The sequence below is a fragment of the Ruegeria sp. O11 genome, assembly GCF_056535285.1.
The window spans coordinates 1-21,587 of sequence record NZ_JBQERS010000021.1 but is presented as its reverse complement, the minus strand read 5'-3'; the positions used below and the strand labels follow the sequence as shown (position 1 = coordinate 21,587).

The window sequence follows — 21,587 nt, the reverse complement described above, 5'->3', positions numbered from 1 at the left end:
CAGATAACTTACCTCCAGCCAACCTCATTAAAGATTTTTTGGGCCTCGGGGATGTTCTTGGCGACTTCCGAAAGGTTCACCTCATCCGCTTTGAAATTACCCAACGCTGCAACGTTGTCGGCCAGTGCTACACCTTCGACCGCGGGGAACTCATCGTTTCCGTTTGAAAAATATACCTGGGCCTGATCGCTTGCGAGATATTCGAGGAACTTGATGGCGTTCTCTTTGTTCGGCGCGTTCGCCGCGACACCTGCGCCCGACAGATTCATATGAGCGCCTTCAGCGTCTTGAGCTGGGAACTGCACGCCGATCATATCGATATCTGCGCTCAGGCCTTTTACGTCTTTGCGCATAGCACGAGCAAAGTAGTAGGAGTTTGAAACAGCGATCTCACACTCGCCGGAAACGATACCGCGCAGCTGGTCGGTGTCACCGCCCTGTGGCTCGCGGGCCATATTGGCGACAACGCCTTCAGCCCATTTCTTGGCTTCTTCCGCACTGTGGTTGGTGATGATCGAGGCTAAAAGTGTCTGGTTATAAGTGTTGCTTGACGACCGTATACAGATCAGTCCTTCATACTCTGGCTTGGCCAGATCCAGATAAGTGGCTGGGGGATTGGCAACGTCGGCCTTGTCGTAAAAGATGATCCGAGCGCGTTGTGAGAATCCGTACCACTGATTGTCCTGATCCTGCAGATTGGCCGGGATGCGTTCTTCCAGCACTGCACTTTCGATGGGCTGCAGAATACCAGCATTCTTGGCGCGGGCCAGACGTGACGTGTCGACTGTTAGAAGGATATCGGCAGGTGAATTCGCACCTTCAGCTTCCATCCGCGCGATCAACTCATCTGCTTTGCCTTCAATGCGGTTGATGGTGATGCCGGTGGCGTCTTCGAAGTCAGAATACAGGCGCTCATCAGTGTCGTAGTGGCGCGAAGAATAAAGGTTCAGCTCACCTTGGGCTGCAGCCGAGGTGGAGATCAGAGCCGTCAAGGCGACGGCGATACATGTGGAGGATTTCAGCATGATGTGTCCCAACATTAGAATTCGGTGCGGGTGCTTACCCGACTGAAATAGTCAATTAGACGATTTGGCAGGAGATGCAAGCAAATCCGACAAAATTACTTGGTCAAATTGTCGCCGCGCCGGAAGGCTTAAGCGGCAAGGCATCGGATACTGCAATTGAGTTGCCGGCGCAGTCATTATTCGGAGTGAACCGCGTAGGCTCTGCGCGTCCCATTTTATGTCAAATGTATGGGTGATCACGTGCCCTCTGGCAGCAAACGAGACCAATTCAAGTGACGTAGCCCTAAGTGTTGGGGCTAAATCAAAATTGTAGAACCAACTAAGACCAACTGCTTTAGAGCGATGCTATCATGAACATTTTTCTAATGCGGCGTCTAAGCGTGCTTTGCTCTGATGCGTTCGCAGGTTAACAAATTGGCGTGGTCCACAATACGGCTGACCGCTGTGGAAAATTTGGCATCACTGATCGTCAGCGCGACACGTACCCAATCGTTCAAGCCGTCGCCAAACGCTGATCCGGGCATGACGGCCACGCCAGCTTGCAATAGGTCCCAGGCGTAGGACTCTCCGTTTAGACCGGTGGCTGAGACGTTGATAAGTGCAAACATCCCTGCCTCTGGCCGGTGTACTATCAGCTTCGTTTCGGCGCGCAGTCGCTCGGCCAACAGGGTGGCGCGCGACGCAAATCGTTCAGCCATTTCAGGGGCCACTTCAGAACCGCTTCGGATCGCCAGTTCTGTCATGTCTGCAATAAAAGGCTGGTTCCCGAACAGCATGGTTTCGGAAAAAGGCAGCAAAGCCTCACAAAATGAGACGGGTCCGACACACCAACCGCTACGGAACCCCGGGGCCGCATGTGATTTCGAGATCGAAGAAACTGCGATAACGCGATCAGCCAGATTCGACATAGCTAATGGCGAAAAAAATCTCGCGCCTTCATAGACGAGTTCTTCATAGACTTCGTCTGAGATAATCCACAAATCATGTTTGATCGCCAATTGTCCAATCTCGGCAATGTCTGCCTCGGTCAGAATTGCACCTGTGGGGTTGTGTGGTGTGGTTAGTAAAATAGCACGACTGCGCGATGTTATCCGCGGCGCGATGTCCTGCGCCTGCATGCGAAATCCGCATTCGGGTCGAAGCGGAACGGGCACCACGTCGGCGCCAGACGCGCGAATAACCCCTTCGTAAGTCGCATACATCGGATCCCCGACAAGAACCTCGTCTCCGGTCTGAGCCACCCCGGCCATTACTGCAAACAATGCGGTTTGGGTTCCGGGGAAGCACAAAACATTCTCAGGTTCAAAAACTCGCCCGCGGTTGGCTGTGTAGCGTTCGGCAATCGCTGTAAGTAAACCAGGTTCACCGTGGCCATTGGAATACCCAGTGCGCGCAGCCCTTAGCGAAGATACGGTGGCTTCAATCAGTGTATCTGGAACAGGGACGTCTGGTTCGCCAATCGTCATCTCGACGATATCCGCACCAGTTTTGATAAGCTCTCGTGCTTTCAGGTGTACACCCCATTTCGCCCCTCCCAAGTCGGCGAGCCGCTTAGTTACGTCAGTGGTTCTCAAGGCTGCCTCATTTCTTTGGTTAACGGAATTCTGATGATCGCACTGATGGCTGTCAGTCCAATCTGCGCCAGTTGCCCATCAGAGAAAGCGTCCGGGATGGCGCTACCTTCAAGCCAAAGCCCATCAAGTACCGCGTTGCAGGCGATCGCTAGTTGAGTTGCCTCGGATGCTTTGACCGAACGTCCGGATTCGTTCAATGCCGCAACGATCTGTTTCTCAAGTTGGTCGCGAAAATAGGTATAGGTCTGTTGGTGGATGCACTGCATTTTGGGGTCATGGAGCACCCGGTTCAGAAACCCGGCCCATAACGCAAGGGCAGCCGGATCAACTACCGGAGGCTGTAGCGACGCAATCACAAAATTGGTTAGCTGAGACACTGCGGTTCCATCACCTGCCGCGGCTGTAGTTTGATCGGTCAGAGCGTTCATGTGATGTTCATAAGCGGCCTGAATCAGCTCTTCTTTCGATAAAAAATAATGCCGGATCAATCCCTGCGTAACGTTTGCGCGAGCGGCAATTTCGCGGACAGTTGCGCCGTGTAAACCTATCTCGGCAATCAGGTCCAACGTCGCCTGAATCAGGGCTTTACGTCGAGATTCGGCGGATTGACGCGTGAATTTCCGACCTTGGGTTATCATTTCCAATCCATGAAATGCCATTGTTATGCAGTTGTATAATTATGAATACTATTGATTATCGCAAGGTGATTTTAACCAAGGATTGGATCAAGAATGGGCGGCTATTCTTGTAAAAATCGCTCTGCGGTACACGGGGTTGGAAACGATGATGAACCACCCAACAAAGACCTAACCGGGTAGAACGGGCTATATCAAAGCCGTCGACAGTATTGGAGCGTAGCTCAGTAGGATCAGAACGGTGGCAACTGCGATTAGAAAGGGCCAAAGAGATTTGAGAATAGCCCCCGGGCTCGTGCCGCTCATTGTGGAAGCGATGTAGAGACCGATTCCGACAGGTGGTGTCAGCAGGCCCAGAACCAGATTCAGGCAAACGACAACTCCGAACTGGTAGGGGCTGATATCGTAGGATCCGGTTGCAATAGGCAGAAGTATAGGCGTGATCAGAATGATGGCTGCGATGCCGTCGATGACCATTCCAACCAAAAGCAGGGCGAGATTGACGATCAGCAGAAACAGGAACGGATCGGACGTGACCGAGGTGATCAGACCTGCCAGCTGCTGAGGGATTTCTTCGTAAATAATAACCCAGCCGAAAACACTGGCAGCGGCGATCATGAACAGGATCATCGACGCGTTTGAGGCGGTTCTTTTGAACATCTCGCCCAGGTTTTGAGGTTTAAGATCACCATAGATCAACCACCCGACCAGAAACGCGATCAGTGAGGCGATGGCGGCGGATTCGGTTGGCGTGGCGATACCAAACAGGATGCCTCCGATGATCGAAACAGGGATCAGTAGGGCGGGCAGGGCAGCGATCAGAGCGCGCATCGCGTCGCGGCGTGACATCCAGACGCCCTTGGGAAACTGCTGCGACCACCCAATCAAAGTGATCACCAGCGCAAAGGCTCCGGCTAGAAGAAGCCCCGGAATGATTCCTGCGATGAACATGTCGCCAATCGGGATCTGAGCCAGAACTCCGAAGATGACAAACATCATTGAGGGCGGAATAACGGGCGCCAGCAGGCCTCCCGCCGCTGTGGTCGCGGCGGCAAAGCCTTTGTCATAACCTTCTTCTTCCATCGCGGGGACCATGGCGCGCGACATTACTGCAATCTGCGCGGTGGCAGAGCCAATGATGGCGGCCATGAACATGTTGGCTAACAGGTTGATATAGGCAAGCCCGCCTCGGAACCCGCCCACAAAGACACGCGCCAAAGCAACCAGGCGACGCGTCATGCCGCCTTCGTTCATCAGTTCTCCGGTTAACATGAACAGGGGAATCGCCAGCAGGCCATAATTCTCCAGCCCGCCAAACATCTTCTGGGCAAAACTGTCATAGAGAACAGTATTACCGCTCTCCCAGATGTACCAGATCGCCGTAATTGCAAGAACGATGGCGACGGGAACCGACAAAAGCAGTGCGGCCAGAAAGACAATCGGGCTCATGATTGCGCGCCCTTAGTTTGCCAAGCCAGCAGGTGCATCGTGGAATGCAATGTGGCCCCCAGCGCGAACAGCCACATGACCAGCCAGAACAGATATTTTGGCAGCCCAAGGGTCAGGGTCGGCTCGGCATAGATAAAGTTAAATGTATTACCTTGAAACGCCACCGTATCGAATCCAGCGCGCGCGATGTCCAAAGGCAGGAACCAGCGCCAGCAGAAGTACAGCATCGCGGCTGCGAAAACGAATACAACCAGATCCACCACCTTGCCGATGATTGCCCTGATACGAGGTGGTACCAGATCAACAACGAGCGTAATCGAGACCGAATTGCGGTGATGCAGTGCTGCTGATGCGCCAAGAAACGTCATCCAGACCATCGCATAGATCGCCAACTCATCCACCCAGAAAAGCGCGTTTCCTGCTGTGCGTGTCACCACGTTCAGCAAGATCAACAGGGTCACGCAGACCGCCAAGCCTGCGGCACACCACAACTCTACTCGCGCCCAGGCGGCTGACAGCCGGTACAACATCGCTGATCCCCTATGAAAAAGGGCGCAGGATCGACCTACGCCCTTTCCTTGATGTATTCACCTTTATTTGGTTTCTGCCGCAGTCGCCCGCAACGCGTCAAGGGATGAGGTTTTTTCCGACCAGATACCGTTCCATTCCTCGATGGCATCGCCGAAGAACGAGGCATCCACTTTCTTGTAGGCCTTGCCGGTTCCCTCGATCTGATCCAGCCACTTGGCCTCGTTGGCGACATAGGCATCGATGGTGCTGTCCACATGCTTGGCCATCAGATCGCCAATCATTGCGCGATCTTCATCGGATAGACCGGCCCAGACCTTGGCCGAAACCAGACCGACCATTGGGAACATCATGTGGTCCGACTGCACGATCGTATCGGCGTGATCATAGTATTTCAGAACCCAGATCAATTCGGCATCCATGTCGATGGCATCGACCTGACCATTCGCCAACGCGTCGTAGACCGCCGGTAGGGGCATTGGAGTTGGAGCAGCCCCAACTGCGTTGTAGAAATCAAGGATCGGTGTGAAGGGCGTGATCCGAAGTTTCAGGCCTGACAAGTCGTCGGCTGATGACACTTCACCCCGGCTGACGATCTGGCGCAGGCCAGCCATACCGTAACCAACGCCCACGACGCCAACCTGACCGGGCAGTGGCTCCAGCATTGATTTGGCGGTATCCGAACGCAGGATACGCCCGGCATGGCCAATATCGTCCGCCAGATAGGGGGCGTAAAACGCACCCAATTCTGGCGCGCGGTTCGATACCTCGGCCACCGTCATGAATGCCATGTCAAGCGCACCGGTCTGAAGCTGCTGCAACATCTCGGCCTCGTTCCCTAACTGGCGGGCCGGGAAAACCGAAACCGAATGTGCGCCGCCGCTGGCTTCATTCAACTCGGCCCCAAAGGACTCCGCTGCTTTGGTCCAGATATGCGGGGGTGGAGTAATTAGGCCCAGACGGAATTCATCTGCATGGGCGGCCAGAGATGTCACAGCCAGCGCGGCTGCAGATGCGGCGATCTTAGCAAAATGTCTCATGTGTTTCCCTGTTTTATTGTTGGTGTCAGAGTGTGACCCAGCCTTCTGGTGGCTCTTTGCCCGGATGTACGGTCTGGCACTGCGGGCATGTTCGGTCTTCTTCCGATGCATAGAATTTTTCGTAGACCGGCGGCAAGTCTTTGACGATAGACTGCAGTTGCATCTCGGATCGATGAACGAGTGATCCGCACTCAAAACAGTACCACTCGATAGCGTCCAGCTCACCTGTCTGCCGTTTGGGTTCTATAACCAACCCGATGGAGCCTTCCTGAGGGCGCTGCGGAGAATGACGCACATGGGGCGGCAGCAGGAAAATCTCGCCCTCGCGGATCGGGACGTCGTAGAACTCATTCCCATCAAACAGTTTCAATACCATGTCACCTTCTAGCTGGTAGAAAAACTCCTCGACCGGGTCGTCATGGTAGTCGGTCCGCTTGTTCGGTCCACCAACCACAGTGACCATCAGGTCGGCATCTTCCCAGATCTGTTGATTGCCGACAGGCGGTTTCAGCAGGTGACGGTGTTCGTGGATCCATTTCTGAAAGTTGAATGCTCTTAACTTCGACATATCCGGCTCCCTGTTAGTAGAAGATTGGCCTGTTTTCCCATAACCGCAAAGAAATTATCTGCATTTAGATATCTGATTTGCTTATATCCATCGGGCTAAACCTTAAGTCCGCTTTCTTCGAACCCATTGCGAATGATCTCTTTTTCGGCCTCTGTCAGTTCTAACATCGGGGGCCGCACCTGCCCGCCAGTTTGTCCCAATAGTTCCTGCCAGTATTTGCCAAAGGCGGTGGGTTTGTCCGCAGGCCGGGTACGCTTCATTGCGTCCCGCACTGGGTTCAGGCTGTCGAACACCTTGCGTGCTTCATCTGCTTTGCCCGCAAAGGCCAGCCGCGTGTATTCATTCATCCGCTGGTCGTTTTTGCTCTGCAACAGGTAGGGTGGTGACGAGCACAGGTACAGTTTCCAGTTCAGTTCGAGGATGTTATCCAGCCACTCATGTTCGGCTGAGGTAGAGACTTGAATCTTGTCGCCGACCATATGGGTCAGCTTCACGTACATCTCGCGCGGGACCGAGTATTTGATCGCAACGATATTGGGCAGATCGGCAATCCGCGCGCATTCCTCGGGTTGCATGAGATATCCGCTGTCCGGATGGCTCCACATCGCGATTCCAATATCAAGCTCGTCGCAGAACCGCTTATAATATTGGTACAGAACCTCTCCGCGGTCCTGAACAAAACTCAGAACGGGCGCATGCAGAACGACGTAGTCGGCACCGCAATTCTGCGCATGGCGTGCCAGGTCCAGCGCTGTGTCCATGTTCTGATCCGAGACTGAAACGATCACACCGGCCCTGCCCGCACATTCATCGACGGCAACCTCAAAGTTTCGTTTGCGCTCTTCAAGGCTCATCGAAAAGAACTCGCCTTGTTTGCCCGCTACAAACAGGCCCTGAATACCCAGATCGTCAATCCAGTGCCGGATATTCGACCTCAACCCCGCCTCATCCAGCGTAAGGTCGTCATTGAACGGGTTCAGGGCTGCTGCCCAAATTCCTGTCATATGTTCGCGCGCATAGGCTTTTGCATCGTGCTTGGAGTATTTCATTTCAGACGGGCCTTCCGGTTGACCGCATCATGAAAGCCCGATCATTCCACCTGATCCAATGCGAAAGCCGGGAATTGGGTATCGGAAAATAGAATATCCATGGATTATCAATTTAGAAATCTTTAGCGCTGGAGTAGGCTTGCCGCATGAAGATCGGATTGATTGGTAAAGGCGCGATTGCGCAATATGTTTCGAACGCGGTTCAGGCCCGGGGACATTCGGTTTGCGCGGTGCTGGTGAGATCGGGCAGCGTTTCGCAAAATCCGGAACTGCTTGTAGATTCGGTTTCGAATCTCACGGCGAATACGGAACTGGTGATTGATTGCGCGGGCCATCGGGCACTGGAGGAGCACGGGCCTCAGATTCTGGCTTGCGGCCTCGATCTGGTTACCGTTTCCATTGGCGCACTGGCGGATCAGCGGGTGGCAAATGCGTTGGCATCGGCCGCACGGGAAGGTGGGGCAAAGCTGCATTTGGCCAGCGGTGCGATCGGAGCGCTCGATTGCCTTAGTGCCGCCGCGACGGGCAAGCTGGAAAAAGTCACCTATGTCGGGCGGAAACCGCCACTGGGCTGGATGGGTTCACCGGCTGCGGACAAACTGGACCTGGAGGCTCTGACAATCGCGGAAACGCATTTCAACGGCACCGCCCGAGAGGCTGCACTGAGATATCCTAAAAACGCGAATGTTGCGGCGGCGGTTGCGCTGGCAGGGCTGGGTTTCGACCAAACGCAGGTCCGTCTGATCGCTGACCCATCGATCACGCGCAACATCCACGAGATCGAAGCCGAAGGCGATTTCGGGCAGTTCCAATTTCAGATCAGCGGAAATTCACTGCCTGACAATCCGCGCAGCTCCGCACTGGCCGCGATGAGCGTCATCTCGAAACTCGAACAGATTTCAAGTCCGGTCGTGCTCTGACCATGGTTGGACGTCATTCACGCATCGTCGACCGCGCCCTGACTCGGCTGAAATTGCGCCAGTTGCGATTGCTTGTTGCCGTAGGCGCACACGGCAATATCCAGAATGCCGCGCGCGAGCTGGGCATTTCGCAACCCGCTGCGACCAAGATGATTCAGGATCTTGAACTAGACTTTGAGGTCAAACTATTCAGCCGAACCAATCGCGGCGTCATCCCCACTGTGTTCGGAGAGACCCTGATCCGTCATGGCAAGCTGATTTTTGCACAAGTCTCAAACGCAGCGCAGGAACTTGATGATCTGAATGAGGGAAATTCGGGGCGTGTGGTTGTGGGTACTCTGCTCGCCGCCTCGACCAGCCTGCTGCCAACGGCAATTGAAATATTGTTGGCCGATCGCCCGAACGTGGCAATCAAGATCAATGAAGGCACGAATGAAGTTCTGATGCCCCGATTGCTGTCAGGTGAAATCGATATGGTGGTAGGACGTCTGCCCTCGCACCGACACCGTGACAAGATCAGGCAGGAGAAACTGTTCGAGGATCACATACTTGCAGTTGTTGGCAATCAGCACCCCCTTGCCAGGCGTAAGAACATCTCGTTTGCCCAGACCAAGCCTTTTGGCTGGATTGTGCCCCCATTGGAAACCACACTCAGACGACAGCTCGACCATTTCTTCGTTGGTCAGCAACAATATGTGCCGCCGGTGATGATAGAATCCGTGTCCTATCTAACCAACCGGGCTTTGCTGCAATCGCGCGATTTGATTGGGCTTATGCCGGCCGAAGTTGTCTCGCAGGACGTTGCCCACGGCTATCTGACACCGTTGGATTGGGACGTACCCTTTGGTCAGGGGCCCATCGGAGTTTCATTTCGTGCCGATGCCGATCTGTCCCCGGCAGGCCGGGCGTTCAAAGCCGCGCTACACCAAGCAGTGCAACAGAAATAGGATCAGGTATTCGCCAATTTGATATCAGTATTCATCCAATTCACTTGAAGTAATGTCAGCCATTGCATGAGTTGAAAGGGTCCTAATTCGGAGGCATCAATTACATGTATCCTGAGCTTAAGCTGTTCATCGCAGGAAAATGGCGCACGACCAGCCAGGATGTGCCTGTCGTGAACCCGGCGACCGAAGAAGAAATCGCACGTCTTCCCTGTGCGTCCAAAAGCGATCTGGATGATGCGCTTGATGCGGCTGTCAAAGGCCTCAAGATCTGGAGCCGCACCGCACCACGTGAACGTGCTGATACGATCCTGCGTGCTGCTGCACTGATGCGGGAACGTCAGGAGGAGATCGCTCAATCCATCACTTTGGAACATGGCAAACCGCTGAAACAGGCCCGACTTGAGGTGATCCGAGGGGCCGAGTTCTTTGAGTGGGACGCGGGCGAAGCAATGCGCACCTATGGACGGATCATACCCGCTGCGCCGGGTCATAAATTCGCGGTACATCACCAGCCCATCGGTGTGGCCGCCGCGTTTTCACCTTGGAACTTTCCTATGAGCCAGCCGGCACGGAAAATCGCTGGTGCGCTCGCCTCAGGTTGTTCGATCATCTTGAAAGCGGCCGAAGAAACACCGGCGGGTGCGATCCATATCGCAAAGGCCTTTGACGACGCTGGATTGCCTCCGGGTGTGTTGAATCTTGTGTTCGGCAACCCAGCAGAAATCTCTGGCCACTTGATCCCGCAGGAACCGATCCGGCTTGTGGCTTTTACCGGTTCGACAGCAGTGGGCCGCCATCTGACCACGCTTGCGTCCGAACATATGACGCAGGTGCTGATGGAACTGGGTGGCCATGCGCCCGTAATTGTTTGCGAAGATACCGATGTTTGGGCGGCAGGTGTATCAAGCGCGGTTCGAAAGATGCGCAACGCCGGGCAGGTCTGTACATCACCGACTCGGTTCTTTGCCCATGAAAGCATCTTCGATGCGTATTCAGACGCGTTCGTCGAACGCGCCGCTGCAACTGTTGTCGGCAACGGGATGGGCCAAAATGTTGAGATGGGGCCACTGGCCAATGATCGCCGGGTACCTGCATTGACAGAACTGGTGGAAGACGCCCGCGCAAAGGGCGCGACGGTTGCGACGGGCGGAGCCAAACATGGTGACAAGGGCTACTTCTTTCAGCCCACGGTCCTACTGAATGTGCCCGACAATGCCCGTATCATGCAGGAAGAACCTTTTGGTCCGGTGGCGGTAATCAATCCGGTCACTTCATTGGATCATGCGATAGAGCAGGCAAATTCGGTGCCTTATGGATTGGCAGGTTATGCCTTCACCAATCGTGCAGATTATATCGACCGTTTGATTGATGAGGTCGAGGTGGGCAATCTGTCGATCAACACGCTCGAAGCCTCGATGCCCGAAACGCCTTTTGGTGGTATGAAATCCAGCGGCTATGGCCGTGAGGGCGGAACCGAAGGGTTGGAGAACTACATGACGGTCAAGCATGTCTGGCACTCGGCCAAACTCTCTTAACCCACGCGGCGCACAAATCACTTCACCCCTAAACAAAAAACCGCGCTCAAAGGCGCGGTTTCTTATTCGGATATGTGCAGTTCTTAGCCCTGACGAGCTTTGAACTTGCGCTGCGTCTTGTTGATCACGTAGACGCGGCCTTTGCGACGCACAACCCGGCAATCACGGTGCCGGTTCTTGAGCGAGCGGAGCGAGTTCTTGACCTTCATGGTCTGTCTCCAATCTGCGGCGCCTTCATCAAGGACGTGGCCAGCGCCTGGGTTAATCGGGTGCCCCGGAAATCCGAAGCAGTGAATTCATGGTGGGCGGTACAAGGATCGAACTTGTGACCCCTTCGATGTCAACGAAGTGCTCTACCGCTGAGCTAACCGCCCATGAAACCGTCGCTTGGCCTACCCCATAACGAAATGGGGCGCGGAACCCCGCGCCGGTAGCGGGGTCTATAAAAGGAGTCGTTAGGGGGATCAAGGGGTTTGGCAGAACTATTTTCCGGTCTATGTTCAATGCGAACGAACGGAGAGCCCATGCCCAACGCAGCGACCAATGCAGCCTATGTTCTGGATATGCCCGCAGAGCGTACCTCATGCGTGGTATTTGCCTCTCCGCATAGTGGTCGGGCATATCCCGCGTCGTTGCTTAAACGGTCTGTACTGAACCGTAAAATGATTCGGTCTTCCGAGGATGCCTATGTCGATCAGCTATTCGACTCGGCCCCGGAATCCGGAGCGCCATTCCTCGCCGCGGCCATGCCGCGCGCCTATCTGGACCTGAATCGCAGTGCAGATGAATTGGATCCGGCGCTGATTCAGGGCGCGCGCCGTCACGGGCACAATCCGCGTGTGGCTTCGGGGCTGGGCGTGATCCCCCGCGTGGTCGCCAATGGGCGCGCGATTTACAGTGGTAAGTTGACGATGGACGAAGCGCGCCTGCGGATCGACACTTACTGGCGGCCCTATCACCAAAAACTGAAATCCCTTCTGTCCGAATCGCACGAGATGTTCGGGCAAGCGATCCTGATCGATTGCCACTCGATGCCGCATGAGGCGGTCGCAATGGCCGGCGGCTCTGGCAGTACGCGCCCCGAGATCGTTCTGGGTGATCGGTTTGGTGCTGCTGCCTCGGGGTTGATCGTCGATCAGATTGAATCTGCGTTCACAGATGCGGGCCTGAATGTGGCACGTAATGCGCCTTTCGCAGGGGCCTATGTCGCTCAGACCTATGGCCGCCCAACCCGGCAGCAACACGCGATCCAGATCGAGATCGACCGCTCTCTTTATATGGACGAAGATACAATTCAGCCAAACGGCAACTTTCAATCGTTCCGTGAGGTACTGCGGCAGGTCACCGGCAAGATTGCCTCCATAGGGTCCGAGCCGTTGTCGCTGGCTGCCGAATAGCCTTAGCGCAGCGCGCGTCCCTTAACGATCGCATCACTACCAAATCGGCGGCGAATATCGTCTGTGGCCCGTTCAGCCTGGGATCTGCGTGTGGCACCGGGATCTAGCAAATCACCCGAAATATCGGCCTGATCCTCGGTGCACAAATCGGATAGGCCACATCCAAGCAGGCGATACGGGCCCTGATCCCCGACCTGATCGAACAATCCGCGCGCCGTGCGATATATCCTGTCCGCGATCTGTGTCGCGTCGCGCAATGACACGCGCCGGGTAATGACTTTGTGATCGGCTTGTTTCAGTTTCAGCGTCACAATCCGACCCGCCAATCCCTTGGCTTTGGCGCGATCGGCCACTTTTTCGGACATGCGCCACAGGTGTCCGTCTAATATTTCGATGCTGGCGGTGTCTTCAAAGAACGTGGTCTCGTTGCTTATCGACTTCATCGGTTCATGCGCAGAGACGCGCCGCTTATCCTGCCCTCGGGCCAGATGCCATAAGCGATAGCCCATCGATCCGAATCGGGCGGTCAGTGCCTCCTGATCCCAGCGCAGAAGATCGGCAAATGTTCGAATTCCTGCACGATCCAGCGATTCCTGTGCAGCCGGGCCGATTCCCCAGATCAGCCTCACTGGTTTATCGTGCAAAAACTCAGCTGTTTCATCCTTGCCGATCACCGAAAACCCGCGCGGTTTGTCCAGATCTGAAGCAACCTTGGCCAAAAACTTGTTGTGACTAAGACCGATTGAGCCGGTCAAGCCAAGTTCATCCTTCATTCGTCTGACCAGCCGTGCCAGCATTACAGCTGGTGGCGCACCATGCAGTCGTTCAGTGCCCGACAAGTCCATAAACGCCTCATCCAGTGACAGCGGTTCCACAACAGGCGTCAATTCGTCCATCATCTCCCGGATTCGGCGTGAAACGCTGACATAAACCGACATGCGCGGTTTGATCACGACCGCATCGGGGCACAGCTGAAGTGCCTTGAACATTGGCATCGCTGATCGCACGCCGCGTATTCGCGCGACATAACACGCGGTCGATACCACCCCGCGCTTTCCACCCCCGATAATCACCGGCTTGTCTGCCAGTTCGGGATTATCGCGCTTTTCGACAGATGCGTAGAACGCATCGCAATCCATGTGGGCGATGGTTAGATCGAACAACTCGGGGTGCGATTTCAATCGTGGGCTGCCACAGTATGTGCAGCGCTTGCTCTGCTCTATTTGATTTAAGCAATCGCGACAGATGGCAGGCATTACAGGTTCTTTCGGGCCAGTTTCGACTTGGCGAAGTCTCTGGGTCGGTTAGAAGCTATCTCGATTGGGCCGGAATAAAAAGGGGATTGATGGATTTCACGGGGGCCAAAACTGCGCTGTTCCTAGGGGAAGAATTACTTGTGATTTTGCGAGACCAAAAAGATGATATCCCCTTTCCCGGGCATTTTGATTTCCCCGGCGGAGGGCGAGAGGAGGGCGAATCCCCCATTGAATGTGCGTTGCGAGAGACGGTCGAAGAAGTTGGGCTGAGCTTGTCGGAAACTGATCTTGTATGGTCCCGTCAATACGATCAAAGCTGGTTCTTTGTTGCCCGACGCCCGGCCCAAGATGTGCATCTTGTCCAATTTGGTGACGAAGGGCAGGGATGGTGCCTGATGCACCCTCAAGATTATTTGGCCGACCCACTTGCAATACCCAATTTCGTTGCCCGTCTAAAGGATTACCTTACCGAACTTGGGTAGTGGAAAAGGGTTGGTTGTTCTCAGAAGAAAGCCCCCCGCTGGTGCGGGGGGAGGAAACGGACCTCAGGAAGAGATGGCCCGTTGGGGAGTGTCTCAAGCCCAGAATCGCGCAAATTCGCCCATTTCGATACCTTCAAGCCAATCGTGCAATAAACTCGTATTTTTCATGTGTGTTTTCGGGCACAGGGGCGATTTGGCGCGGCTGCAGTGAAAATTGACGTAAGGTCAACTGGTTGCAGGTCGAACTTGTCCTCTATTCAGCATTAATCCGGTTGCTCAGTCAGTGCCGCGGCAAAGAAATTAGTTCGTTCAGAACGGCTTCTGCGGCGGCTCGTGGATTCTCCGCCTCATAGATCGGACGACCCACCACTATGTGGTCCGCGCCGTCTCTAATTGCGCTGGCTGGGGTTGCGACTCGTTTCTGGTCGCCATGTGCAGAGCCAGTCGGGCGCACTCCAGGCGTGACAATCAGGCGGCCTTCGGCTTGGGGTAGGGCCCGGATCAGAGCAGCCTCCTGAGGGCTGGCGATGACGCCATCGGCCCCCGCCTCAAATGCCTTGGCTGCACGTTCAACCACAAGGTCCTGAACGTCGCCCGCTTTCAAAAGGCTCGCATCCAAATCGTCCCTGTTCAGGGATGTCAGGACGGTGACCGCCAAAATCTTCAGGTCTTTGCCCGCTGCACCTTCCTTTGCGGCGCGCACCACATGCGGGTCGCCATGAACAGTGAGGAAGTCCAAGTCAAACTGCGCCAACCCACGTACCGCATTTTCAACAGTATTGCCGATATCGAACAGCTTCATGTCCAGAAATATGTGCTTGCCGTGATCCTGTTTAAGCTCGTTGGCCAATGCCAGCCCGCCGCCGGTCAGCATCCCCAGCCCGATCTTGTAAAACGAAACAGCATCCCCCAGCCGCTCAGCCATGGCCAGACCCTGCAGGGCGTTTGGGACATCGAGGGCTACGATCAGGCGGTCATCGGACATAGGGCGCTCCTTTTTGGCAAACGTGTGCGTCCTAACGGGTTCGGGGCGATCTGTCTATGCGCGAAGCCTGAGGTGAAGCGGTTCACGTACTAAATTGCGCAATGTGCTAATGTGCAAACGTTTAGAACAGGGATAAAAAAGATGAAAAAAGTAATTCTACTTGGCGTGGCACTGATGCTGGCCGCATGCGAAGACGCGCCTCAGAGTGATCCGCCCGAAACTGGTGCTGCACCGGCTCCAACCAATGACAATCTTCTGCTGGTGCGTGGGTATCGATCGGAAGACGACTGGTGCCAACTGACAGGGGAGACAGCCTATACCGGCAACTTCCTCGATCATACAGCTGATCTGGTTTCATGTCCCACAGGCAGCAGTGCAGAGCAATCTTTGGTTGAAATGTATGATGCTGAATTTATGGGCCAAACCGGCGGATATACCGTCTATTCCATTCCGCGCGGGTGACGCCGAATTATCTGCTCTAGCCCCTTGAATGGGAAAAGACATTTCCCAAATTGAATGTGAGGCCCAGACCGACGCGTGCCGCCAAGCGGGCGCGTCAAAGCGGGGCGCTTAAGAAAAGGAGAATGCTATGGACTTGAACAAGTTCACCGAGCGGGCACGGGGATTCGTGCAAGCGGCGCAGACCATTGCGCTGCGTGAGGGGCACCAAAGGCTGGAACCCACACATATTCTGAAAGCATTGATGGATGACGATCAGGGGCTGGCGAGCAACCTGATCACACGCGCTGGCGGCGCACCGAACCGTGTGGTTGAGGCGTTGGACGCTGCAATGGGCAAGATCCCAAAGGTCAGCGGCGACGCGAGCCAGATTTATATGGATGGCCAGACTGCCAAGGTTTTGGATGAGGCAGAGAAGATTGCCACCAAGGCGGGCGACAGCTTTGTGCCGGTCGAACGCGTTTTGATGGCGCTGTGTATGGTGAAATCCAAAGCCAAAGAGGCTTTGGAGGCCGGTGCAGTATCGGCCCAGAAACTGAATGAGGCGATCAACGACATCCGCAAGGGGCGCACCGCTGACACCGCATCGGCGGAAGAGGGCTATGACGCGCTTAAGAAATACGCGCGCGACCTGACCGAAGCGGCCGCTGAAGGCAAGATCGACCCGATCATTGGGCGGGACGAGGAAATCCGCCGCTCGATGCAGGTTCTGTCGCGCCGAACCAAGAACAACCCAGTTCTGATCGGGGAACCCGGCGTCGGTAAAACCGCGATTGCCGAGGGCATGGCCCTGCGCATCGTCAACGGCGACGTCCCTGAATCGCTGAAGGACAAAAAGCTGCTTGCGCTCGACATGGGGGCGCTGATCGCTGGTGCGAAGTACCGTGGCGAGTTTGAAGAGCGCCTGAAGGCTGTTCTGACCGAAGTGACCGAGGCCGCCGGTGAAATCATCCTGTTCATCGACGAGATGCACACGCTGGTCGGCGCGGGTAAGTCCGACGGCGCGATGGATGCTGCCAACCTGATCAAGCCTGCGCTTGCCCGGGGGGAGCTGCATTGTATCGGCGCGACCACGCTGGATGAGTATCGCAAGTACGTCGAAAAAGACGCGGCCCTTGCGCGCCGGTTCCAGCCTGTGATGGTCACCGAGCCAACGGTCGAGGACACGATCAGCATCCTGCGCGGCATCAAAGAAAAGTACGAGCTGCACCATGGTGTGCGTATTTCCGACTCGGCGCTGGTCTCGGCGGCGACGCTCTCGCATCGCTATATCACCGACCGTTTCCTGCCCGACAAAGCAATCGACCTGGTCGATGAGGCGGCGTCGCGTTTGCGGATGGAGGTGGATTCCAAGCCCGAGGAACTCGATCAGTTGGATCGTCAGATCCTGCAGATGCAGATCGAGGAAGAAGCGCTGAAACTGGAAGATGACGCGGCCTCCAAGGATCGTCTAGAAACCTTGCAAAAGGATCTGGCCGACCTTCAGGAGCAATCCGCCGAGATGACCGCCCAGTGGCAGGCCGAACGGGATAAGCTGGCGGGTGCGCGTGATCTTAAGGAGCAGCTCGACAAGGCGCGCGCTGATCTGGAAATCGCCAAGCGCGAAGGCAATCTGGCCAAGGCGGGTGAGCTCTCCTACGGCGTCATTCCCGAGCTTGAGAAAAAGCTGACCGAGGCCGAAAACGCCGAAAGCAACGCCATGATGGCCGAGGAAACGGTGCGTCCCGAACAGATCGCTTCGGTGGTCGAACGCTGGACCGGTATCCCGACCTCAAAAATGCTGGAAGGTGAGCGCGAGAAATTGCTGCGCATGGAAGATGAGCTGCATTCCCGCGTGATTGGTCAGGATTCGGCGGTGACCGCCGTGGCCAACGCCGTGCGCCGTGCGCGGGCTGGTTTGAACGACGAAGGCCGCCCGCTGGGCTCGTTCCTGTTTCTCGGGCCGACCGGCGTCGGGAAAACCGAACTGACCAAAGCCGTGGCGAACTTCCTGTTCGACGACGACAACGCGATGGTGCGGATCGACATGTCCGAGTTCATGGAGAAACACGCGGTCGCCCGTCTGATCGGGGCTCCTCCGGGCTATGTCGGTTATGATGAAGGTGGTGTGCTGACGGAAGCCGTGCGGCGCAGGCCATATCAGGTCGTGCTGTTTGACGAGGTCGAAAAGGCGCACCCGGATGTGTTCAACGTTTTGCTTCAGGTTCTGGATGATGGCGTTCTGACCGATGGCCAGGGCCGCACCGTGGACTTCAAGCAGACGCTGATCATCCTGACGTCGAACCTTGGGTCCCAGGCGCTCAGCCAGTTGCCTGAAGGTGCGGACAGCGCCCAGGCACGGCGCGATGTGATGGATGCGGTCCGGGCGCATTTCCGGCCGGAATTCCTGAACCGTCTGGACGAAACCATCATCTTTGATCGGCTCAAGCGGGCCGATATGGATGGCATCGTCGATATCCAGATGGCACGCCTGCAAAAACGTCTGGCTGCCCGCAAGATCGAGCTGGCCTTGGACGATGGCGCCAAGGAATGGCTGGCGAACGAAGGCTATGATCCGGTCTTCGGTGCCCGCCCGCTGAAACGCGTGATCCAACGAGCCTTGCAGAACCCGCTGGCCGAGGCATTGCTGGCCGGTGAGATCAAGGATGGCGAGACTGTACCTGTCACAGCAGGCACGGATGGATTGATCATCGGCGATCGGCTGGGCACATCGGAACGCCCGCGCCCTGACGATGCAGTGGTTCACTAAGCCTTAAGAACTGAAGAGGCCCGCCAATCTGGCGGGTCTTTTTTTGGTAGTGGCGCTAAAAAGGGTGGAGAGCGTTCAGGCCTGTCCGGCCAAGTCCTGCGCCAGCATCATTGCATTGCCGTCCGGGTCGTAAAATGTGGCAGTGCTGACCATCCCCTCGATTGTCTCGGTTTCGCCGTCAAACCGAACTCCTGCGCCCTCCAAAGCATCGCGTGCGCTTGCGATATCAGCCACTCCAAAGACCGGAACGGTGTTCCCGGGCGCTGGTTCTGCCTGCTCGCCCAAGCCAAGGGTCACGCCCTCGGTTTTGGTCAACATCTCGCTCCAACCCGCCTCATCAATATGATGGACCAATTCAAACCCGAGCTTCTCATTGTACCATTGTGCGCTGGCGTGGCGGTCTTTGACCGAAATGGCAAGAGTGATGGTGTTTTCTAAGGAAACGAGGGGCATGGAACTTTCCTTTTGTCCTAAAATAAAGTAACTATACTTTATGGACATTAAGACACTTGTCAAGCTTACCTCTCGGGCCTGGTCGCTGAATATTCTTGCGCAGTTGCATAGTGGGGTTTCGGGCAGGCAGGCGCCATTACTCGCCGCGATCGGGGCAAGCCGGACGGCATTTGCAGCAAGTCTGGAGCATCTGGTTAGCCTTGGCTTTCTTGAACGGAACCCGGGCCACGGCCACCCATTGCGACCTGAATTCCGTTTGACCAAAGGCGGGGTGCAGGCGGCGGCTGTAGCGGCAGAAATCATGGCTTTGGTGCCTGATAATACCGAATTGAAGCTACTGCGCCGCAGCTGGACGGTTCCTATACTGGCGTTGACCCGCCAACCTCGGCGCTTTTCTGGGCTTAGGTCGGATCTTCAGGTGGTCACGGACCGTGCATTGTCATCCTCGCTCAAGCAATTGGAGGCGCAGGACTGGGTTCGACGCGATATCGAAACTTCGGCCCGGCTGCCTTATCCGACCTATCAGGCGGTCAATCTGGGCTGCGAAATAAACCGTGTTGTCGGCTTGAATATAGGGTGACTGTTATTCCCGCGCAAAAGCATGCGCGGTTTACGTTACAATCTGTTCGCTCAATCGTGACGCCTGTTTCCTTGGCTCTGTGCTATCAGACCTTACCTCAGTTCCGAGGTTAATGAATGACGGAGAACCAAATGGCGCATCGCTGGACCAACAAACTGACGCATGCAGACGTCACCCCAAGGGCGGCGTTTCTGAACCGGCGGCAGGTCATGGCCGGTTTGGCGGGTGTCGGGCTGGCGGGCCTTGCACGCCCCGCAGCGGCCGAGGCGCTTGAGCCTAATACCTGGGAAGAGATCACTTCGTACAACAACTATTACGAATTCGGGACCCGCAAGGATGACCCGGCGAAATATGCGCACACGCTGGTGACCGAACCCTGGAGTGTCACCATCGACGGCTTGGTCGACCGCCCCGGAGAATATGATTTCAATGACATCATGTCTGAAATGACGGTCGAGGAGCGAATCTATCGTTTCCGCTGCGTCGAGGCATGGTCGATGGTGATCCCGTGGAACGGGTTCGAACTGGCAGATTTGCTCGGCATGGCTGGTGTTCAGGATGGCGCGAAATACGTGGCCTTTGAAACGGCCTATCGTCCGGATGAGATGCCCGGTGTCGCATATCCGGTGCTCGATTGGCCGTATCGCGAAGGGTTGCGTTTGGATGAAGCGATGCACCCGCTGACCATTATGGCAACTGGGATCTATGGCAGGGATATCCCGAACCAAAACGGTGCGCCTTTACGATTGGTTGTGCCATGGAAATACGGTTTCAAATCGATCAAATCGATTGTGCGGCTTACGCTGACGGATACGCAGCCTCCGACAAGTTGGAACATGGCGGGCCCGCGTGAGTATGGTTTCTACAGCAATGTGAACCCCAATGTGGATCATCCGCGCTGGTCACAGGCATCGGAGAGGCAAATCGGCGGTGGTCTTTTCGCCAAACGAATCCCGACGCTGATGTTCAACGGGTATGAAAATGAGGTCGCCAGCCTTTACGAAGGCATGGATCTGGCGAAGAACTACTGAGATGATGCAGCGGCTCAACGACCTCTTACGACGGATCCCCATTTGGACTGTCTATCTGCTGGGCGCGCTGCCAGCGCCTTGGTTGTTCTATCAGGGCATGATCGGTGGTCTCGGGGTCGAGCCGATCGAGGCGCTCGAGCATGAGTTTGGCGAGCTGGCGCTGCAGCTTCTGATTCTTGGTCTCGCGATTTCGCCCTTGCGTCGCTTCGCTGGCCTAAATCTGATGAAGTTCCGCCGCGCGATAGGTGTACTGACATTTTCCTATGTCGCATTGCACTTGCTGATCTGGTTGTTGTTGGACGTGCAGATCCCTAGCCAAATCTGGGCGGACATTATCAAGCGGCCCTATATAACCGTTGGTATGGCTGCCTTTGTATTGTTGCTGCCGCTTGCGATCACATCCAACAATTGGTCGGTTCGCTGTATGGGGCCTCGGTGGCGCAAATTGCATCGTCTGGTCTATCCTGCTGCAATTCTGGGCGCGCTTCATTATGTGATGCTGGCGAAGGGGTTTCAGATCGAGCCGTTAGTTTACCTGGCAATTATTCTGGGCCTTCTGGTCCTACGCCTACCGGTCACAACATTCCTGATCCGGTTTAGACAGGCCGATTCAGCCTGACTCGTGGGCGAGTCTGTGGGTAACCGTGTGAATAACATATCTATGGCGCTGTTTTGCGATGGTCGGCGTTAGCGACTTCCGGGTGCTGCGGCTGAGTTGCTCTCATAACCGTTTGTTTTTGTGCATTAAAATTTGACATTTGTGTTTTTTTCTGTTTTTTTGATTTTTCCACTTGCGGCTTCTGGGCGATATACTTAGAACGCCCTTCACCGGCGCTGCTGAGGCGGTTGCTGGGACGCTGGGAACGGCGGGGACGAGCCGGAGAGACGGTTGAGACGCATCGGAGAGACGGTGGGCATCTGAGGT

Annotated in this window: 22 protein-coding genes and 1 tRNA gene; 10 read left to right on the top strand and 13 right to left on the bottom strand. The window is 55.6% G+C overall.

Going from position 1 to position 21,587, the window contains the following annotated elements:
• Positions 1 to 8 precede the first annotated feature (8 nt).
• The 8 genes from ACRZ91_RS21145 to ACRZ91_RS21110 all read right to left on the bottom strand — a co-directional run bounded on the left by ACRZ91_RS21145 (position 9) and on the right by ACRZ91_RS21110 (position 7,868).
• A complete protein-coding gene (locus ACRZ91_RS21145; RefSeq protein WP_480908401.1) occupies positions 9 to 1,025 on the bottom strand; it encodes an extracellular solute-binding protein in 1,017 nt (338 codons plus the stop codon).
• Between the two features lie 374 nt (positions 1,026 to 1,399).
• Positions 1,400 to 2,599, bottom strand: coding sequence for a pyridoxal phosphate-dependent aminotransferase (locus tag ACRZ91_RS21140; protein ID WP_480908399.1), 1,200 nt, complete (start codon positions 2,597 to 2,599; stop codon positions 1,400 to 1,402).
• The gene (locus ACRZ91_RS21135) at positions 2,596 to 3,237 is read right to left on the bottom strand and encodes a TetR/AcrR family transcriptional regulator (RefSeq protein ID WP_480908397.1); all 642 of its coding nucleotides are present in this window, start codon (positions 3,235 to 3,237) and stop codon (positions 2,596 to 2,598) included. Before ACRZ91_RS21135 ends, ACRZ91_RS21140 begins: the two co-directional genes overlap by 4 nt.
• Before the next feature lie 186 nt (positions 3,238 to 3,423).
• Positions 3,424 to 4,683: a TRAP transporter large permease gene (locus ACRZ91_RS21130; RefSeq protein WP_480908395.1), complete on the bottom strand. Its 1,260-nt coding sequence runs from the start codon at positions 4,681 to 4,683 to the stop codon at positions 3,424 to 3,426.
• Complete coding sequence (locus ACRZ91_RS21125; RefSeq protein WP_170776239.1) at positions 4,680 to 5,213, bottom strand: TRAP transporter small permease; 534 nt, start codon at positions 5,211 to 5,213, stop codon at positions 4,680 to 4,682. The genes ACRZ91_RS21130 and ACRZ91_RS21125 overlap by 4 nt, the downstream gene beginning before the upstream one ends.
• A gap of 63 nt (positions 5,214 to 5,276) precedes the next feature.
• Positions 5,277 to 6,251, bottom strand: a complete 975-nt coding sequence (locus ACRZ91_RS21120; protein WP_170546491.1) for a TRAP transporter substrate-binding protein — start codon at positions 6,249 to 6,251, stop codon at positions 5,277 to 5,279.
• Between the two features lie 25 nt (positions 6,252 to 6,276).
• Entirely contained in the window at positions 6,277 to 6,819 is a 543-nt protein-coding gene (locus ACRZ91_RS21115) for a 3-hydroxyanthranilate 3,4-dioxygenase (protein WP_480908392.1), read from the bottom strand.
• Between the two features lie 95 nt (positions 6,820 to 6,914).
• A complete protein-coding gene (locus ACRZ91_RS21110) occupies positions 6,915 to 7,868 on the bottom strand; it encodes a dihydrodipicolinate synthase family protein (protein WP_480908390.1) in 954 nt (317 codons plus the stop codon).
• Positions 7,869 to 8,014: 146 nt separating this feature from the next.
• Here ACRZ91_RS21110 and ACRZ91_RS21105 point away from each other — a divergent pair, with 146 nt between their 5' ends.
• From ACRZ91_RS21105 to ACRZ91_RS21095, 3 genes are all read left to right on the top strand, one after another.
• On the top strand, positions 8,015 to 8,788 hold the full coding sequence (locus tag ACRZ91_RS21105) for an aspartate dehydrogenase (RefSeq protein ID WP_480908388.1): 774 nt from the start codon (positions 8,015 to 8,017) through the stop codon (positions 8,786 to 8,788).
• A 2-nt stretch (positions 8,789 to 8,790) separates the two neighbouring features.
• Positions 8,791 to 9,735, top strand: a complete 945-nt coding sequence (locus tag ACRZ91_RS21100; protein WP_170475947.1) for a LysR family transcriptional regulator — start codon at positions 8,791 to 8,793, stop codon at positions 9,733 to 9,735.
• A 104-nt stretch (positions 9,736 to 9,839) separates the two neighbouring features.
• On the top strand, positions 9,840 to 11,270 hold the full coding sequence (locus ACRZ91_RS21095; RefSeq protein WP_480908386.1) for an NAD-dependent succinate-semialdehyde dehydrogenase: 1,431 nt from the start codon (positions 9,840 to 9,842) through the stop codon (positions 11,268 to 11,270).
• An 83-nt stretch (positions 11,271 to 11,353) separates the two neighbouring features.
• Here ACRZ91_RS21095 and ykgO read toward each other — a convergent pair whose 3' ends face one another.
• Both ykgO and ACRZ91_RS21085 read right to left on the bottom strand, forming a co-directional pair.
• Positions 11,354 to 11,479: a type B 50S ribosomal protein L36 gene (ykgO, locus tag ACRZ91_RS21090; protein WP_005648635.1), complete on the bottom strand. Its 126-nt coding sequence runs from the start codon at positions 11,477 to 11,479 to the stop codon at positions 11,354 to 11,356.
• A gap of 90 nt (positions 11,480 to 11,569) precedes the next feature.
• Positions 11,570 to 11,644, bottom strand: a tRNA-Val gene (locus ACRZ91_RS21085).
• A 150-nt stretch (positions 11,645 to 11,794) separates the two neighbouring features.
• Here ACRZ91_RS21085 and ACRZ91_RS21080 point away from each other — a divergent pair.
• On the top strand, positions 11,795 to 12,667 hold the full coding sequence (locus ACRZ91_RS21080) for an N-formylglutamate amidohydrolase (protein ID WP_480908384.1): 873 nt from the start codon (positions 11,795 to 11,797) through the stop codon (positions 12,665 to 12,667).
• A gap of 2 nt (positions 12,668 to 12,669) precedes the next feature.
• On the opposite strand, the gene ACRZ91_RS21075 is transcribed toward ACRZ91_RS21080, so the two are convergent.
• Complete coding sequence (locus ACRZ91_RS21075; protein WP_480908382.1) at positions 12,670 to 13,923, bottom strand: DNA polymerase IV; 1,254 nt, start codon at positions 13,921 to 13,923, stop codon at positions 12,670 to 12,672.
• Between the two features lie 89 nt (positions 13,924 to 14,012).
• Between ACRZ91_RS21075 and ACRZ91_RS21070 the strand changes: the two genes are divergently transcribed.
• Entirely contained in the window at positions 14,013 to 14,405 is a 393-nt protein-coding gene (locus tag ACRZ91_RS21070) for an NUDIX hydrolase (RefSeq protein ID WP_170475938.1), read from the top strand.
• Positions 14,406 to 14,685: 280 nt separating this feature from the next.
• On the opposite strand, the gene pyrF is transcribed toward ACRZ91_RS21070, so the two are convergent.
• On the bottom strand, positions 14,686 to 15,390 hold the full coding sequence (gene pyrF, locus ACRZ91_RS21065) for an orotidine-5'-phosphate decarboxylase (RefSeq protein ID WP_480908380.1): 705 nt from the start codon (positions 15,388 to 15,390) through the stop codon (positions 14,686 to 14,688).
• Between the two features lie 141 nt (positions 15,391 to 15,531).
• Between pyrF and ACRZ91_RS21060 the strand changes: the two genes are divergently transcribed.
• A complete protein-coding gene (locus ACRZ91_RS21060; RefSeq protein WP_480908378.1) occupies positions 15,532 to 15,852 on the top strand; it encodes a hypothetical protein in 321 nt (106 codons plus the stop codon).
• A 127-nt stretch (positions 15,853 to 15,979) separates the two neighbouring features.
• On the top strand, positions 15,980 to 18,598 hold the full coding sequence (clpB, locus tag ACRZ91_RS21055; protein WP_480908376.1) for an ATP-dependent chaperone ClpB: 2,619 nt from the start codon (positions 15,980 to 15,982) through the stop codon (positions 18,596 to 18,598).
• A gap of 75 nt (positions 18,599 to 18,673) precedes the next feature.
• On the opposite strand, the gene ACRZ91_RS21050 is transcribed toward clpB, so the two are convergent.
• Positions 18,674 to 19,051, bottom strand: a complete 378-nt coding sequence (locus ACRZ91_RS21050; protein ID WP_010441157.1) for a VOC family protein — start codon at positions 19,049 to 19,051, stop codon at positions 18,674 to 18,676.
• A 40-nt stretch (positions 19,052 to 19,091) separates the two neighbouring features.
• On the opposite strand from ACRZ91_RS21050, the gene ACRZ91_RS21045 reads away from it, so the two are divergent.
• The 3 genes from ACRZ91_RS21045 (at position 19,092) to msrQ (ending at position 21,281) form a co-directional block, all read left to right on the top strand.
• Entirely contained in the window at positions 19,092 to 19,631 is a 540-nt protein-coding gene (locus ACRZ91_RS21045) for a winged helix-turn-helix transcriptional regulator (protein WP_480908374.1), read from the top strand.
• 131 nt (positions 19,632 to 19,762) lie between these two features.
• Entirely contained in the window at positions 19,763 to 20,662 is a 900-nt protein-coding gene (gene msrP / locus ACRZ91_RS21040; RefSeq protein ID WP_170546668.1) for a protein-methionine-sulfoxide reductase catalytic subunit MsrP, read from the top strand.
• A gap of 4 nt (positions 20,663 to 20,666) precedes the next feature.
• Entirely contained in the window at positions 20,667 to 21,281 is a 615-nt protein-coding gene (msrQ, locus tag ACRZ91_RS21035; protein ID WP_480908434.1) for a protein-methionine-sulfoxide reductase heme-binding subunit MsrQ, read from the top strand.
• Positions 21,282 to 21,587: the final 306 nt, after the last annotated feature.

Bases quoted from the DNA above. Each gene is read 5' to 3' on its own strand.
- ACRZ91_RS21060 (WP_480908378.1), top strand. From the start codon at position 15,532: ATGAAAAAAGTAATTCTACTTGGCGTGGCACTGATGCTGGCCGCATGC.
- ACRZ91_RS21110 (WP_480908390.1), bottom strand. From the start codon at position 7,868: ATGAAATACTCCAAGCACGATGCAAAAGCCTATGCGCGCGAACATATG.
- msrP (WP_170546668.1), top strand. From the start codon at position 19,763: ATGGCGCATCGCTGGACCAACAAACTGACGCATGCAGACGTCACCCCA.
- msrQ (WP_480908434.1), top strand. From the start codon at position 20,667: ATGCAGCGGCTCAACGACCTCTTACGACGGATCCCCATTTGGACTGTC.
- ACRZ91_RS21070 (WP_170475938.1), top strand. From the start codon at position 14,013: ATGGATTTCACGGGGGCCAAAACTGCGCTGTTCCTAGGGGAAGAATTA.
- ACRZ91_RS21115 (WP_480908392.1), bottom strand. From the start codon at position 6,819: ATGTCGAAGTTAAGAGCATTCAACTTTCAGAAATGGATCCACGAACAC.
- ACRZ91_RS21080 (WP_480908384.1), top strand. From the start codon at position 11,795: ATGCCCAACGCAGCGACCAATGCAGCCTATGTTCTGGATATGCCCGCA.
- ACRZ91_RS21130 (WP_480908395.1), bottom strand. From the start codon at position 4,683: ATGAGCCCGATTGTCTTTCTGGCCGCACTGCTTTTGTCGGTTCCCGTC.
- ACRZ91_RS21145 (WP_480908401.1), bottom strand. From the start codon at position 1,025: ATGCTGAAATCCTCCACATGTATCGCCGTCGCCTTGACGGCTCTGATC.
- ACRZ91_RS21095 (WP_480908386.1), top strand. From the start codon at position 9,840: ATGTATCCTGAGCTTAAGCTGTTCATCGCAGGAAAATGGCGCACGACC.
- pyrF (WP_480908380.1), bottom strand. From the start codon at position 15,390: ATGTCCGATGACCGCCTGATCGTAGCCCTCGATGTCCCAAACGCCCTG.
- ACRZ91_RS21050 (WP_010441157.1), bottom strand. From the start codon at position 19,051: ATGCCCCTCGTTTCCTTAGAAAACACCATCACTCTTGCCATTTCGGTC.
- ACRZ91_RS21135 (WP_480908397.1), bottom strand. From the start codon at position 3,237: ATGATAACCCAAGGTCGGAAATTCACGCGTCAATCCGCCGAATCTCGA.
- ACRZ91_RS21075 (WP_480908382.1), bottom strand. From the start codon at position 13,923: ATGCCTGCCATCTGTCGCGATTGCTTAAATCAAATAGAGCAGAGCAAG.
- ykgO (WP_005648635.1), bottom strand. From the start codon at position 11,479: ATGAAGGTCAAGAACTCGCTCCGCTCGCTCAAGAACCGGCACCGTGAT.
- ACRZ91_RS21125 (WP_170776239.1), bottom strand. From the start codon at position 5,213: ATGTTGTACCGGCTGTCAGCCGCCTGGGCGCGAGTAGAGTTGTGGTGT.
- ACRZ91_RS21120 (WP_170546491.1), bottom strand. From the start codon at position 6,251: ATGAGACATTTTGCTAAGATCGCCGCATCTGCAGCCGCGCTGGCTGTG.
- ACRZ91_RS21100 (WP_170475947.1), top strand. From the start codon at position 8,791: ATGGTTGGACGTCATTCACGCATCGTCGACCGCGCCCTGACTCGGCTG.
- ACRZ91_RS21045 (WP_480908374.1), top strand. From the start codon at position 19,092: ATGGACATTAAGACACTTGTCAAGCTTACCTCTCGGGCCTGGTCGCTG.
- ACRZ91_RS21105 (WP_480908388.1), top strand. From the start codon at position 8,015: ATGAAGATCGGATTGATTGGTAAAGGCGCGATTGCGCAATATGTTTCG.
- clpB (WP_480908376.1), top strand. From the start codon at position 15,980: ATGGACTTGAACAAGTTCACCGAGCGGGCACGGGGATTCGTGCAAGCG.